This window comes from Acidaminococcus sp. AM33-14BH, from assembly GCF_003603525.1.
GTDB lineage: Bacteria > Bacillota > Negativicutes > Acidaminococcales > Acidaminococcaceae > Acidaminococcus > Acidaminococcus intestini.
In genome coordinates this window covers 124,221-138,479 of the sequence record NZ_QTNG01000006.1, presented here as the reverse complement: position 1 = coordinate 138,479, position 14,259 = coordinate 124,221, and the positions used below count along the sequence as shown (strand labels likewise).

At 48.9% G+C, this 14,259-nt stretch carries 10 protein-coding genes; 3 read left to right on the top strand and 7 right to left on the bottom strand.

The annotated features are described in order from the left end of the window. Together DW817_RS06110 and nifJ are read right to left on the bottom strand one after the other, a co-directional pair. Positions 1–714, bottom strand: a 714-nt coding sequence (locus DW817_RS06110) for a PolC-type DNA polymerase III (RefSeq protein WP_133300527.1), incomplete at its 3' end; no start/stop codon positions are given. Between the two features lie 836 nt (positions 715–1,550). After that, the gene (gene nifJ, locus DW817_RS06105; protein ID WP_120111576.1) at positions 1,551–5,054 is read right to left on the bottom strand and encodes a pyruvate:ferredoxin (flavodoxin) oxidoreductase; all 3,504 of its coding nucleotides are present in this window, start codon (positions 5,052–5,054) and stop codon (positions 1,551–1,553) included. An 809-nt stretch (positions 5,055–5,863) separates the two neighbouring features. On the opposite strand from nifJ, the gene DW817_RS10620 reads away from it, so the two are divergent. Then, positions 5,864–6,028 (top strand): hypothetical protein, encoded by a 165-nt coding sequence (locus tag DW817_RS10620; RefSeq protein WP_165851874.1) that lies wholly within the window; start codon positions 5,864–5,866, stop codon positions 6,026–6,028. 48 nt (positions 6,029–6,076) lie between these two features. Here DW817_RS10620 and DW817_RS06100 read toward each other — a convergent pair whose 3' ends face one another. From DW817_RS06100 to DW817_RS06075, 5 genes are all read right to left on the bottom strand, one after another. After that, positions 6,077–6,496, bottom strand: coding sequence for a RidA family protein (locus DW817_RS06100; RefSeq protein ID WP_120111573.1), 420 nt, complete (start codon positions 6,494–6,496; stop codon positions 6,077–6,079). A 9-nt stretch (positions 6,497–6,505) separates the two neighbouring features. Continuing rightward, on the bottom strand, positions 6,506–6,880 hold the full coding sequence (locus tag DW817_RS06095; protein ID WP_165851873.1) for a pyridoxal-phosphate dependent enzyme: 375 nt from the start codon (positions 6,878–6,880) through the stop codon (positions 6,506–6,508). A gap of 677 nt (positions 6,881–7,557) precedes the next feature. Next, complete coding sequence (locus tag DW817_RS06085; protein ID WP_120111562.1) at positions 7,558–8,196, bottom strand: threonine/serine dehydratase; 639 nt, start codon at positions 8,194–8,196, stop codon at positions 7,558–7,560. A gap of 165 nt (positions 8,197–8,361) precedes the next feature. Further along, positions 8,362–10,080 (bottom strand): DUF262 domain-containing protein, encoded by a 1,719-nt coding sequence (locus DW817_RS06080; protein ID WP_120111558.1) that lies wholly within the window; start codon positions 10,078–10,080, stop codon positions 8,362–8,364. 302 nt (positions 10,081–10,382) lie between these two features. Then, the gene (locus DW817_RS06075) at positions 10,383–11,315 is read right to left on the bottom strand and encodes a LysR family transcriptional regulator (protein ID WP_021737278.1); all 933 of its coding nucleotides are present in this window, start codon (positions 11,313–11,315) and stop codon (positions 10,383–10,385) included. Positions 11,316–11,530: 215 nt separating this feature from the next. Here DW817_RS06075 and DW817_RS06070 point away from each other — a divergent pair, with 215 nt between their 5' ends. Continuing rightward, complete coding sequence (locus DW817_RS06070; RefSeq protein ID WP_120111555.1) at positions 11,531–12,937, top strand: YfcC family protein; 1,407 nt, start codon at positions 11,531–11,533, stop codon at positions 12,935–12,937. Positions 12,938–12,961: 24 nt separating this feature from the next. Next, entirely contained in the window at positions 12,962–14,164 is a 1,203-nt protein-coding gene (locus tag DW817_RS06065; RefSeq protein WP_120111585.1) for a M20 family metallopeptidase, read from the top strand. Positions 14,165–14,259 lie beyond the last annotated feature (95 nt).

Genomic DNA, 14,259 nt, shown 5'->3' with positions numbered 1-14,259 from the left:
CCAGGAGTGCATAGACACTTTAGCACCCCAAAATTTGACAAAGAACCTTTTTTGTTTCCTGATTTCCTTTGCAACGGCTTCATAAAGAAGAAGCGTGGCTTCGCAGTCGGCCAGGGCTTCATGATGGCGATGGATGGGAATATTGAAGTGCGCGAGGAGCGCTGCAAGGCCTGTTTTTCCGCCTACGGCCTCACGGGATAGGTGGCGCAGGATGAGGCGCGACGTATCTAAAAAAGGCGGGCGGAAGGCCTTCATGCCGTAACGGCGACAGGCAAGGTTGATGGCCATGATATCGTTGTAGCCGATATCGTGCCCCATGACGGCACTGCCTTCCACAAAGGCAAAAAACCGTTTTAGGACCTCAGGGAGCTGAGGTTTATCCTTCACCATGTCCCGCGTAATGCCCGTCATCTCCGTAACGCGTTTGCTGATCTTCGTCCTAGGTCGGATAAGCTCTCGAAAAACAGCTGTCTGTCGGCCCAAGAAATCTACCCTGATGGCAGCGATTTCTATGATATCATCTTCGGCGTAGCCAGCCAGTTCAAGGTCAAAGACAACCATGTCGCAGGTTGTAGGGTCCCGCAGTTCCTTGGCATCGACCTTTTGCTGCTCTGCCTTTCGCCAGCGCTTGTAGAGCAGATTGCGCCGCTCTTGCGGCGTCATCGGCTTGCGTGTTCGTGTATCCCGTCTCGGTCCGTGGGTCCGTTCTTCCACTGTGATCACTCCGTAGGATTGTAGTTGGAAGTCTATTATACCGCATGGCTACCGTGCTGTCACGAAATTGAGGGGGAGAAGGCACTGTGAGGCCGGCGCAAAACCGTCTTCCTATTGGTCGTGGGCGCCGAATTAAATCCGCCCTTAAACATGTTTCTCGGACTTCCGCTCCAAAAGCGTCCTTCGAAACCCGGGCGGATATGCCTCGCTAGCCGCTCGCAAGGAAACGTCGCTGCGCTCCTCATCCACCGCCGAAAGGGCACGCATGCCTCATTTTAATGAGGCAACATGCGGCTTTCGGTCCCCCGCCCTGGCGGGGCGGATCGACTCTACGAGTCGAGTCCTAAGGCGAAAAGACCCGACAGGAACGGTTCGATGCAGGAGCACCAAACCTAAAGAAAAAAATAAAAAAGTAAGCCTTACCTCGAATCAAAGCGCGTTTTCGGGTTAAGTCTTTTTAGTTGATTCTGCATAGTTTGCTATCAATGACCTTCTATTGGCTTTTCTATACTAAGTGCAAAAATCACTAGGCAATACCTTTATTCTCAGCACGAACTGCCTCCGAATCTTTTGCCTTAGAGACGGCGAATGCCGATCCGCCTTACCAAGGCGGGGGGGTATCCACCGAGCAAGCTTGCGGGAGTGGGTGGTGGATGAGGAGGGCGGTTTGGGGCGGCACCTCCTGGTCTTTTCCCTTACGGTCTTTTCGCTTGACAGCCAGCACCGTAGGTGCGAGAAAGCTAGAGCCGCAGGCTCGTGGCAGCCTCACACCAAAAAACGCAGCGCCCAGTGGACGCTGCGTTTTACATTACCTCACTCTTTATCCGAGCCTTTCTTCATTCTGCATCGAGCCGTTCGTACAGGGCTCTCCGCGCCATGGCATCTTCCTTGGTCTTCTTGAAGAGTTCCTTTGCGACATCGGGGAATTCGTGTTCGAGGGAGGCATAGCGGACTTCTCCACGGAGGAAGGCTTCAAAATCACCTGTCGGGGCCTTGCTGTCAAGGAAGAAGGCTTTCTTCCCTTCAGCTTTGAGCTCCGGGTTATATCGATAGTTGATCCAGTAGCCGCATTCCACAGCCGCCTTGGCTTCCATGAAGGAATGATCCATACCGCGTTTGATGCCGTGGTTGATGCACGGTGCATAGCAGATGATTAGCGACGGTCCCGGATAGGCTTCGGCTTCCTTGATGGCTTTGATGGCCTGGTTCTTGTCATAGCCGAGGTTGATCTGGGCCACATAGACGTAGCCATAGCTCATGGCCATCATGCCTAGGTCCTTCTTTTTTGTCCGTTTGCCGCTGGCGGCAAATTTGGCAACCGCTGCCGTCGGCGTCGATTTGCTCGATTGTCCGCCCGTGTTGGAGTAGACCTCCGTATCAAAGACGAGGATATTGACATCGCGGTTCATGGCAAGGACATGGTCTACGCCGCCGTAGCCGATATCATAAGCCCAGCCGTCGCCGCCAAAGACCCACTGGGAACGTTTGACAAAGTAGATCTTATTTTCGTAGAGGTGCTCCAGCGTTTCATTGCCGGCCTTTTCTTTCTCGAGAAGGTCTGTCAGGCGATCGGCCCGTTCACGGCTCCCTTCCCCTTCATCGCGGTGGCAGATCCAGTCTTCCATGGCATTTTTGAGTTCCGTGGAAATCTGGCCTTCTTCAATGAGCCCCGTCATGATATCCGTGATCTGCTTACGGCAGGCCTGGGTGCCCAGATGCATGCCAAGTCCGTATTCGGCGTTGTCTTCAAAAAGGGAATTGGCCCAAGTCGGACCATGACCAGCGGCATTCTTCGTGTACGGCATGCTCGGTGCGGAACCGCCCCAGATGGAGGAGCAGCCCGAAGCGTTGGCAATCATCATGCGGTCGCCAAAGAGCTGGGTTACGAGCTTGGCGTACGGCGTTTCACCGCAGCCGGCGCAGGCACCGGAAAATTCAAGAAGCGGCTTTTCAAACTGGCTGCCCTTTAAGGTGTATTTGTTCATGGGGTTCTTCTTTGGCGTGACGTCTTCCATGAAGTAGTTCCAAGCGTCAGCCAGATGGCGCTGCGTATCAAGCGGTTTGGCCACGAGGGCCTTTTCCTTGGCCGGGCAGGCGTCGATGCAGTTGCGGCAGCCCTGGCAGTCCATGGGCGACACAGCAATGCGGAAATAAAGGTCCTTGGCACCAAGGGCGGGTTTCGCCGGTACGCCGGATTTTTCCATTTCTTCCTTCGTGAGGAGTACCGGTCGGATGGCCGCGTGCGGACAGATGGACGCGCACTGGTTGCACTGGATGCAGTGTTCAATCTGCCATTCCGGTACCATGACAGCAATGCCGCGTTTTTCATATTTTGTCGTGCCTGACGGGAACGTACCGTTGGCCTGATCCATGAGCTGCCCGACGGAAAGGGTATTGCCTTCCTGCTGGTTCATGGGCATCATGATTTGATCGACAAAGGCGTTGCCTGTCTTCGGATAGAGCTCCTCGTCCGTGCAGTCCTTCCAGGCTTCAGGAACCGTGACCTTGACGAGGTTCTTGACGCCGGCTTCGACAGCGCGGCCGTTCATGTCGACTACATCCTGGCCCTTCTTGCCATAGGTATGTTCAATGGATTCCTTAAGGTAGGCGACAGCGTCGTCGATGGGAATGATATCAGCCAGTTTGAAGAAGGCTGCCTGCATGATCATGTTGATGCGGCCGCCAAGACCGATCTCGCGGGCAATCTTTACGGCATCGATGGTGTAGAAGTTGACCTTCTTTTCAGCAATGACGCGTTTGAGCTGACCGGGCAGACGCGTATCGAGTTCTTCCCCGCTCCAGCCGCAGTTGAGGAGGAACGTGCCGCCTTCCTTGATTCCATTTAGCACATTGTAGAGACGGACATAGGACGGATTGTGGACGGCGATGTAGTCCGCGAAGTTGATGAGGAACGGCATATGGATGGGATCGTGACCAAAGCGCAGGTGGGAAATGGTGATGCCGCCGGATTTTTTGGAGTCATAGGCAAAATAGCCCTGGGCATACATGTCCGTCTTGTCGCCAATGATTTTGATGGCACTCTTGTTGGCGCCGACCGTGCCGTCGCTCCCAAGGCCCCAGAAAAGGCAGCTGCGCGTACCCTTGGGCGTAATGTCGAGGGATTTTTCCTTTTTAAGCGACGTGTGGGTCACATCATCGACGATGCCCACCGTAAAGTGGTTCTTCGGCGCATCAAGTTTCAGGTTGTCAAAAACAGCGAGAACGTCGCCGGGATAGAATTCCTTGCTGCCCATGCCATAGCGTCCGCCTACAATGACAGGACGGCGGTCACTTTCATAGAAGGCATTGCGCACATCAAGATAGAGCGGTTCCCCGTCGGAGCCCGGTTCCTTTGTGCGGTCCAAAACGGCAATCTTTTTCACCGTTTCCGGAAGGGCGGAGAGGAAGTGTTTCACGGAGAAAGGCCGATAAAGGTGGACATTGAGGACACCGACTTTTTCGCCTTGACCAGCAAGGATCTTCACTACTTCCTCAGCCGTCTGGGCACCGCTTCCCATGAGGATGATGACCCGTTCGGCATCAGGCGCACCGGTGTAGTTGAAAAGCTGATAGTCGCGCCCCGTGAGTTTGCTGATTTCCTTCATGTAGCCATCAACCACTTCCGGTAGGGCTTCATAGAATTGATTCACGGCCTCGCGGGTCTGGAAGTAGATGTCCGGGTTTTGGGCCGTACCGCGGATGACTGGTGTATCGGGGTTCATGGATTCCCGGCGGAAGCGAGCGAGGGCGTCCTGGTCCACCAATTTTTTGAGATCATCATAATCAAGGAGCTCAACCTTCTGGATTTCGTGGGACGTACGGAACCCATCAAAGAAGTTGAGGAAGGGAACGCGGCCGCGGATAGCCGACAGGTGGCATACGGCCGAAAGATCGAGGACCTCCTGGACACCAGCGCAGGCCATCATGGCAAATCCCGTCTGACGGCAGGCCATGACGTCACTGTGGTCACCAAAGATATTGAGGGAGCTCGTTGCAATCGTACGGGCTGCCACTTGGAATACGCCGGGGAGCAGTTCGCCGGCAATCTTGAACATATTGGGAATCATAAGGAGCAGCCCCTGGGAAGCCGTGTAGGTCGTTGTGAGCGCTCCGGCCTGGAGGCTGCCGTGAACCGTACCGGCGGCACCGCCTTCAGACTGCATTTCCATGAGTTCGACAGGGCGGCCAAACATGTTTTTCTTGCCATAGGCAGCCCATTCATCCGTCACCTCTGCCATGGGGGACGACGGCGTAATGGGGTAGATGGCCGCTACATCACTAAAAGCATAGGATGTATAGGCTGCCGCTGTGTTTCCATCCATCATCTTGGTTTGCTTCATTGTGCGTCTCTCCTTCTTGGTTACACTGGGTCCATGAAATTGAAGTTCAAAAAATGTGATAAAAAATGTAAAACCATGAATGAAAAAGTTGCTCTCTTCCTATATGATACCCAAAAAGAAAGAGCCACGCAAGCATAATTGTAATGAAAATTTTGAAAATACAAACGTCTTTACATGCAGGTTAAAAAGACTGTAAAATCGCATTGTGACAAATAAAGTTGAAAGAAAATGAGAAGATTGTAATCTGTGTAAGACCAGAATGTGCGCGGAATAGGGACCGTATTTTAGTGAGGCAGTAACTTAATGAAAAAAGAAAGAAGACCTGGACTTGGACCGTGTCTTTCGGCTCTAGCTGTCAAGCAAAAGACAACATATAGGCCGTGATGCTGCGACGCTGTATCGCTAAAAGACTGGCCTCAAGCCGCCCGGTCTTTTTCCCTTCGTGTTTTCGTCTTAGAGACGGCGAAAGCCGTTCCGCCTTACCAAGGCGGGGGACCAAAAGCCACTTGATGCTGCGCAGCAGCAGGCAAGTCCTTTTGGTGGTGGATGAGGAGCGGCAGCGACGTCTCATCATGAGCGGCTAGCGAGGAACATTTTTCGATGGGCCAAGACCGCTGCGTGTGGAGCTCCTGCTCCATAGCCGGTCGCAGGACCGTGTTATCGAAAAATCAATTCGGCGCCCACGAATGAAGGGAGGCGGTTTGGCGCCGTGCGTCCGGTCTTTTTCCCATTTACCTTTTTCGAATATGGCTCCAGATGAGCCCAGATGCTAGGAGGTTCGACGCGTTTGACAATACAGATGGACCGATATGGGAACCGTAGGTGAAAAAGGGTTCTTCTATCATCCGAAAAAAACTAAAAGTGCCCTCCTCAAGGGCACCATTTTATCTTGGCGTCTTAAAAATGAGATTGTGGTACGGGACCTTTTTACGAAACATCATGCCCCCATTGCTCTCAAAAGAATCTTTTCTTAAGCAATGGGGGCATATAACTTCATCGAATCGGAGCGATTTGTGCTCCGGCTAAACATAACACGCCACAATAGATACCTCCACACCTGCCTCCTTCGGCAAACTTGCCATGCCAAGGGCCGCACGGGGACTAATCCCCGCAGGCCCGAGCTTTTCCGCTAAGTAGGCAGAGGCAAAGTCTGCTAGGGCCGTGTGTTCCGTAAAGTCCGGTCCCGCGTTGACGTAGACCACAAGCTGCATGATCTGGACTATCCTTTCGCCTGGCGCTAGCGTGTTCTGCGCCGCTGTGAGGGCATTTTTCGCCGCCTGTTCCACGGCTTTTTGGTACGTTTCAAGAGGAACTCCGGCTTCGACCTTGCCTTTTTGAATCAGCACGCCGTCTTTCCGCGGCGTCATGCCTGCTGTAAAGATGAAACCGTTCCGCTTGACGGCAGGAACGTATTTTCCTTGAGGTACAGGATTTTTCACCATAACGGATCCTTACTTTTCTGCGCAGATTTTTTCAATGAGGGAGAGATCCACATTGCCGCCTGAAAGAAAGAAAATGACATTGTCGTCTTCCTTGACAGGAAGGGCGCCCTGGAGCGCAGCCCCAAGGGTCATGCAGGAACTCGGTTCTGCCAGGATTTTCCCTTCAAGGAGCAGAAGCTTCACTGCCCGATGGATGAACTTTTCTTCTACAGGGATGATACCATCCACTTTTTCCCGCACAATGGGAAAGGTCTTTTCACCAGGCTTTGCCGTCATCGTCCCATCGGCAATGGTGTCTCCAATGGTCACCAGAGTAGGTTCTCCCTTTTTGAAACTTTCCGTGTAGCGGGCACAAAGGGCGCATAGATTTATAGCTCGGCGCAAAAATCGCGCCGATTTGATGTAGAACGTGAGTCCATTGCATTAGAAAAGATCGATTTGAAGCAATGGTCTCATGGCCTATCGTACAAAGGACCGTCTCACGTTTGGGGGAAGTTGACGCCTGGGCGCTCCCCCTCCTAACCACGTGTCGTCACCTCCCGCACCCAGCTCATCAAAGCGGAAGCTTTTTGTAATCTTCGGCCCATATGGGCCCATCTACTTTGTCGCCCACACTCCCAACCTCCTAGACGTACACAAACCGTACGCCGTCGTCGGTGGAAGCGGGGGCTCCTCGTATCTGAACCCATCTGAACCGAATTCACAAAAAGCAATATGAAAAGAACCTCTATGCAAGTGATGATTGCAAAACCGCGGCAGATCTTTTCTCCATTTACCTTTTTCGAATATGGTTCCAGATTGCCCCAGATGCTAGGAAAAACGCGAAGCAGGCTGACGACGCCGTACAAGAAGTGGGGTACTGCTAGGAAGCCTGCCGCGTTTGACAAAGCAAATGGGTCGATATGGACCGTAGGCGAAAAAGGTTTCTTCTGTCATCCGAAAAAATTCCTAGAAGTGGCCCGCCCGCCGACGGCATTTTTTCGGGCGTCTTAAAAATGAAATTGTGGTACGTAACTTTTTACGAAACATCATGCCCCCATTGCTCTCAAAAGAATTTTTTCTTAAGCAATGGGGGCATATAATTTCATCGAATCGGAGCGATTTGTGCTCCGAGTAAAAAAATAAAGAGCCGTTCCCTTGACGGCCGTTGCAATGCCGCTGATGAGGCCGCCTCCTCCAACCGGCACGACAATCTTGTCCACTTTCGGCAGCTGGTTCATCATCTCAAGACCCGCCGTTCCTTGGCCCGCCATGACATCGTAATCATCAAAAGGATGGATGAAGCAGGCTCCTTTTTCCTTTGTAATCCGTTCAGCAATAACAAAGCGCTGGGACTTTTCGCAAAGGACAATCTCTGCACCAAGCGCCTTAATGGCTGCCTTTTTCACCTCTGGTGCGTGTTCCGGCATGACGACTGTTACCGGTACGCCGAGCAGCTTTCCTGCGAAAGCGACTCCACGACCGTGGTTCCCACTAGAAGCCGTCACAATGCCATTCTTTAGCGTCTCCGGCGAAAGCTGCAGCGCTTTATTGAGCGCACCGCGAATCTTGAACGCATTGATCTTCTGCATGTTCTCCGCCTTGACATAGACCTTGCAATGAAGCGCTTCATCAAGGGTTTTTAGACGGATTACAGGCGTGCGGAACACATAAGGGGAAAGCCGTTTTTGAGCCTCATAGATGTCAGATAGCGTCAGCATAGGGAACCTCCTTTATGACAGGAAATGAGAAATTTGAACTTGATAAGTCAATTATAACTAATTTATCTGAAAATTGATAGAAAGGTTTTGGAAAAGAGGGGGAAAGGAAGAGAACGTTTCTGCACTGTATGCAGAAGCGTCCTTTTGCTCAGTTGCCTTCAAACCTTATTTCCAAATTTCGAGAGCGATTTTGGCAAGTTCTTTCTGTCTTTCTTCGATCTGCGTTGGTGTCCACTCATCGTACTTAGTGAGGGAGTTTGTCGTCTCAATTTTGGACTTTTTATAGGCTTCCTTTTTCTCTGCAAAGGTATGATTTGAACCTTTTTTGTTAAGCTTGTTGTCTAACAGTGTTAAATTCCCCAACCGCCATAAGTATTTCTCCTGAGTCTTGGCATCTATGTTTTTCCAATTGGTTATGTTTTTAGGAAGAATGTGCTCGATGTTAACATCCTTGGCATTGGGATTGAGCTGTGTTTCTTGGTTAGAACACAAGTGGTCATGGATCATTGAAAAAATATAGCGGATGTAGTTGGTCGTCTGTGTGCTGAATTCACGGAACTGATTCTCAAAAGTTTTATCAGGAACACGCTCATCATTGATTTTTTCAATAATGTCTTCGCTCTTTTGCAACTTCTCTTCGTAAATATCTTTAGCGAGTTCGGCAAAAAAGACTTCCGTTTTATTCGCCAGTTTTCCTAAGATCGTGGAATTCCTAAAAACGTAAACTTCGATGGCCCATAAAACTTTTACTTTGTCTTCGGTTTTGAATTGGTTGCCTTTCATTTCCAGTGCCAACAAGATGGGAACGAATGAGGTCGCTTTCAGTGTATGGAGATTTGAGAGCCGTTCGATAATTTCATCATCTTCATAAACATCGCAGTTATCCGGTGTATTTGCATCATGAAAATAAGATGCAAGATAGAGCAGATCATCTACAAGATCAGCACTTTCTTTAGGGGATTTAATCTCCTTGCTGATTTCTCGGTAAAGATTACGTTCACGAACAACCCCATGCATAGCATTCCAGTAGTACCGGATGTACTTTGTTAAATCGAGGCCATGAAGCTTCGAGGACATATTTTTCCATTTTTGCTGTACGGTTTGTAAGTTTCCGCCCGCTTTGCTGAAAACGTAGTTCTTTAGAAGATCTGATGTTTCCAGTTCTTTGCCTCTTGCATTCAAGGTTTCAAATATTACGTACGATTCTCCCAAGTCATTGGTTTCGATATACATTACTTCGAACTGATCAAAGAAAGCATCTCGGTAGGTATGAAGCAACCGAATTTTTTCATCAAGATCCTTACAAGCATCTACTGCCTTGGAGAACATTGTATGAAGATAGTTATAGGCGAAACGCATATGATCACAAGCTGAATTCTTTTGCTTTTCTGAAGAAGGCTCACCACCCATGATGTGTTTCCCATAATAGTCGTTTTCTTCCAGCTCACTTTCAAAGGTCAGATGGAGTTTGGAATCAGGGGTATATTTTCCAGCTCTAGATCCTAAAATTTGAATGATTGATGAATCGAAGTTTTTTAAAGCATCTTTAGCGTCCTCAGCATCAGCATCGTCTCCTGTTATCTCTTTAATGAGGTTATCTGCCACATATTGAAGAGTTCGTAAAAAGAGCATGGAAGTAACAGTACGCTGCTGCCCATCAACGACATATTTTTTTGACTTTCCTTTACTATCAGTCTCACTATAAATAACAATTTGACCAAAGAAATGTCTGGCTTCGTTTAATCCCACAACAGATTTTAGATCGTCCCAAAAATCTGCCAGCTGATCTTCTTCCCAAGTGTAGTCACGCTGATTGGAAGGAATATAATAATTACTGTTTAGGTACTCCTTCATTGTTTTCTTTGTTGCATTCTGAATGGCCACTGAAAATGCCTCCTCATAATCACCCTATCATATGCTCTCATTAGATCATATATGTCCGAAAAATACAATATAGTTTGAAAGTTTAGTCTGAGGATTTCATATGCTTGCACCAGCGGACAGAACAACCCTGCAGTTTAGTTTGTATGAAACGCACTAAACTGCAGGGTTGTTCATAGAAAAAGTATTCTTCACAGCTCACCTTAATTCTTTGTTCCAAGAGCAAGTCCTTCTGCCTTTTTTTAATTTTATCGTAAAAGCACTTTTCTGGCAGACAGTCAAGAATATAGACATTCCCAAGTTCATCAATCGCCCTTATTTTCCGTTAGGATTCGTTTTATGATCCTAATACATGTGCGAAGCAGGGGTTCCTTGGAGCGGTTTCGCAAGGTGCAGATAGATAGGATTGGGGCAGTCTCCGTGTTTCCTGTAATGAAATAGCGAATAGGTTTATGAATAGTCATGGCCGGGACATAGGAGCGCATCGTAAAGGCGACACCCAGCCCTTCCGAAGCGAGCCGAATGGCTAGATTGATGCTGTCTACTTCTTCGATACTGCTGGGCTCAAATTTAGCTTCCTCAATGAGTTTTGTTTGCTGCCAACGGATCTGCTGTCCTTTGAACTGAAAAAAAGCGGGTTCATGATTCAGGGCGTGGATGTCAAGATATGGATAGGGAAGGTCATCCCGGTACTGCGCTTTTCGGCAGGCTGGATGGGTAGGGACGATGGCAACGAGAACATATTCTTTTTTGAGAGGGATGGTATCAAAAAAGGGATTTTTCCGATTTTGTATGCAAAGAATCACGTCCAGAAGATTGTTGAATAGTGCACTTTCAAGGATCTGATCGTGCATATGTTTTGTCTTGATCTGTAGGGATGGTTTTTCTTTGCGGAGCGCGGCTACGAGGGATGGGATGATTCCTGAGTAAAGGATTTGGTAGGTCCCGATGCGCAGCTGGCTGACATGCGTTGTCTTCAGCTGCTGCAATTCCTGTTCCATCTTTTCTTCGAGATTGAGGATTTTCTTTGCGTAGGCAATCATGATTTCACCTGCTTCCGTAGGAGTAAGGGTGGTGCGGCTTCTCTTAAATAGGGCTGTTCCCAGTTCTTTTTCCATTTTTTTGATGGCTAGGCTAAGTGTAGGCTGAGTGATGAAAAGCTTGTCTGCGGCTTGATGAAAGTTCCCCGTATCAGCCAAGGTGCAAAGATATTGATATTGTTTTCTTTTAATATCCATGGCCTCGAGAAGGCCTCCTTTCCCTAGGTGCAGGCGTCGAGTTGGCACACAAATATAATATATCTCAATAAGCGATTTATTGAGATTATTTATCAAGATGAATGAAATACAATTAGTCAATCTATTGTGATTATTCTATAATAAGACACGGAAAGAATCAATTCCAATGGAGATTTGATTCAAAAGAAATCTGTACTTAGAAAGGATGGGGTTATATGGAAACAAGAAAAGTGAAGAAAGTCTCTTTCCCCCACACATTTGTCATTATTTTTGTGATGATTGTCATTGCTGTGGGACTGACTTGGGTGGTTCCAGCAGGGACCTATGATTTTGTAAAGAGCGCATCCGGAAGAAAAGTTGTAGATCCGGCAACATTCCATTATATCCAATCAGCATCCGTCAATCCCCTTCTTATTCCGCTTTACATTATCAAGTCCTTCAGCAAGCGAATTGACCTTATGATGGTGATTTTCATGGCTGGGTCAGCTTTCCATGTTGTGACGAAGACTGGCGCTTTGCAGGCCATTCTTGCCAAAGGGGCTAAGCATTTTTCCAATCGTTTGGAAGTCTTCATCCCCGTTTTGACTTTAATTTTTGGCCTCATCTGCACGACGCAGGGCGTCAATACATTTATTCCTTTTGCTCCCGTTATGGTCATGCTCGCCATGGCGATGGGTCTTGACTCTATCACCGGCGAAGCCATCATGGTCTTGGGCGGGGCTATCGGGTTTTCGACAGGCACATTCAATATGTTTACGACTGTAGTCGCACAGGATATTGCGGAACTGCCAGCTTATTCCGGTCTCTGGTATCGTTCGGCCTGTTTTGTGGTCTTTTACATCGTAACAAATTGGTACCTTATCCGATATGCGAAGAAAATCAAGAAAAATCCAACGATGAGTCCAATGTTTGATCTTGATCAGGAAATGAAAGCGGAAGAAGCGACAATGGACCTTGAAGCCGCCAGTGAGCTTACGGGAAGGATGCTGGCTCCCTTGGTCCTTCTAGTGATTGCTTTTGCCGTAATCATCTATGGGGCGATTGTCCTAAAATGGGGTATGGCTCATATGGCAGCGATGTTCCTGACCTACAGCGTCGTTGCAGATCTTATGATTGGAACGCCTGTCAATACGGTATGCAAGGACATCTTAGATGGCAGCAAGCAAATGCTTGGGGCAGCTTTCATCATTGGGATGGCAACCGCCATCAGCGGCATCATGGATGCCGGAAAGATTACCTACACGATTGTTCATGCAACCTCAGAGCTACTAAGCGGTCTTCCGCCCATCATCATAGCTCCAGGAATGGTCCTTGCCAATACGCTCATCAATCTTTTCCTGACCTCAGGGAGTGGGCAGGCGGTTGCTGTTATGCCTATTCTTATTCCACTAGCTGATGTGCTGGGCGTTACCCGCCAGACCACTGTCCTTGCCTTTAACTTTGGCGATGGATTCTGTAATTTCATCCTGCCGACATCGACCGCCCTTATGGGAACTCTGAGCGTGACCAATATTCCTTATGACCGGTGGATGCGCTTCATGTGGAAACTTTTCCTGATTTGGCTCGTGACGGGATGCGTCATGACCCTGATTGCCCAAATGATTCACTTGGGACCTATGTAATGTGATAAAGGAGAATGATAAATGATGCTGAAGAAAAAAATTGAGACAGCAAATCGGTGGATAGATACTCATCTTCCAGAGCTGACAGAGATGGCGGATACCCTCTTTGATCATCCGGAAATCGGTCCGCATGAATATAAGTCGAGCGCCCTTCTTACCCAGTATCTTGAGGACCATGGTTTTGCTGTGACACGTGGGATTGGCTCCTTGGAAACGGCCTTTAGGGCCATTTGGAAAAATGGGGAAGGCGGGCCTAATATCGGCCTTCTGTGTGAGTTTGACGCCCTGCCCGGCATGGGACATGGCTGCGGCCATCAGCTTCAGGGACCCTCTATTTTGGGCGCGGCAAACGCTATCAAGGAAGCCGCCGGAGATATCCCCTTTACCTTGACCGTATATGGCACACCGGGCGAGGAAAATATCAGTGGCAAATATATCATGATCAAGGAAGGCTGCACCTTTGAGGAACTAGATGTGGCACTTATGATGCATGGTGGACCGGCAACGCAGACAGACATCAAGAGTCTTGCAAATGCTGAATATACAGTTACTTATCACGGTAAGGCCGCTCATGCCGCCCTCAAACCGGAAGCCGGGCGAAGCAGCCTTGATGCCATGATGCTTGCTTTTCACGGAATTGAATGCCTGAGGGAACATGTACCTGATGATGTGCGGATTCATTACAATATCATTGATGGAGGCGGTACTGCCGCAAATGTCGTGCCAAGCTTTACGCAGGCTCAGGTTATGGTTCGGGCCGGAACAGTTGGTCTTGTCAAGGAAATCATGAACCGCATGGAAAATATCTATAACGGAGCCGCTCTGATGACAGAAACAACTGTCAATGCCGAGGTGGGGAAGATTCTTGATAACAAGATTCCGAATCTTACGCTCAATGATCTCCTCATGAAACATGCCATGGCGCTGAACGCACCTAATTGTCAGTCTGCACGGAAACGGACAGGCTCTACGGACTTTGCTAATGTCATGCACCGTGTTCCGGGCTCCTGTATCCGGGTCGCCTTTGTCCCCGATGGAACCTCTTCCCATTCGCCGGAATTCATTGCGGCCGGTAAATCTGAAGAAGCCCATCAGGCCGTGCAGTTTGGCGCCAAGATCCTTGCTGACGCTGCTCTCGAACTGATTGATGATCCAAAACAGCTAGAAGCTATCCAAAAAGAGTTCAAAGAAAGAAAAGAAGCAGAGGAAAAGAATCCCTCTGCGTAAAATGAAGCCTTGTGCACTTGTCTAAGTCCAATATATGATATAACTGAAAAGGGCCTTGCGGTTTATGAAATCGTAAGGTCCTTTTTGGATGTGCG

What these genes read in the sequence shown, in the direction of transcription:
- nifJ (WP_120111576.1), bottom strand. Translation starts at nt 5,054, where the DNA reads ATGAAGCAAACCAAGATGATGGATGGAAACACAGCGGCAGCCTATACA.
- DW817_RS10620 (WP_165851874.1), top strand. Translation starts at nt 5,864, where the DNA reads ATGGGAACCGTAGGTGAAAAAGGGTTCTTCTATCATCCGAAAAAAACT.
- DW817_RS06100 (WP_120111573.1), bottom strand. Translation starts at nt 6,496, where the DNA reads ATGGTGAAAAATCCTGTACCTCAAGGAAAATACGTTCCTGCCGTCAAG.
- DW817_RS06085 (WP_120111562.1), bottom strand. Translation starts at nt 8,196, where the DNA reads ATGCTGACGCTATCTGACATCTATGAGGCTCAAAAACGGCTTTCCCCT.
- DW817_RS06075 (WP_021737278.1), bottom strand. Translation starts at nt 11,315, where the DNA reads ATGGATATTAAAAGAAAACAATATCAATATCTTTGCACCTTGGCTGAT.
- DW817_RS06070 (WP_120111555.1), top strand. Translation starts at nt 11,531, where the DNA reads ATGGAAACAAGAAAAGTGAAGAAAGTCTCTTTCCCCCACACATTTGTC.
- DW817_RS06065 (WP_120111585.1), top strand. Translation starts at nt 12,962, where the DNA reads ATGCTGAAGAAAAAAATTGAGACAGCAAATCGGTGGATAGATACTCAT.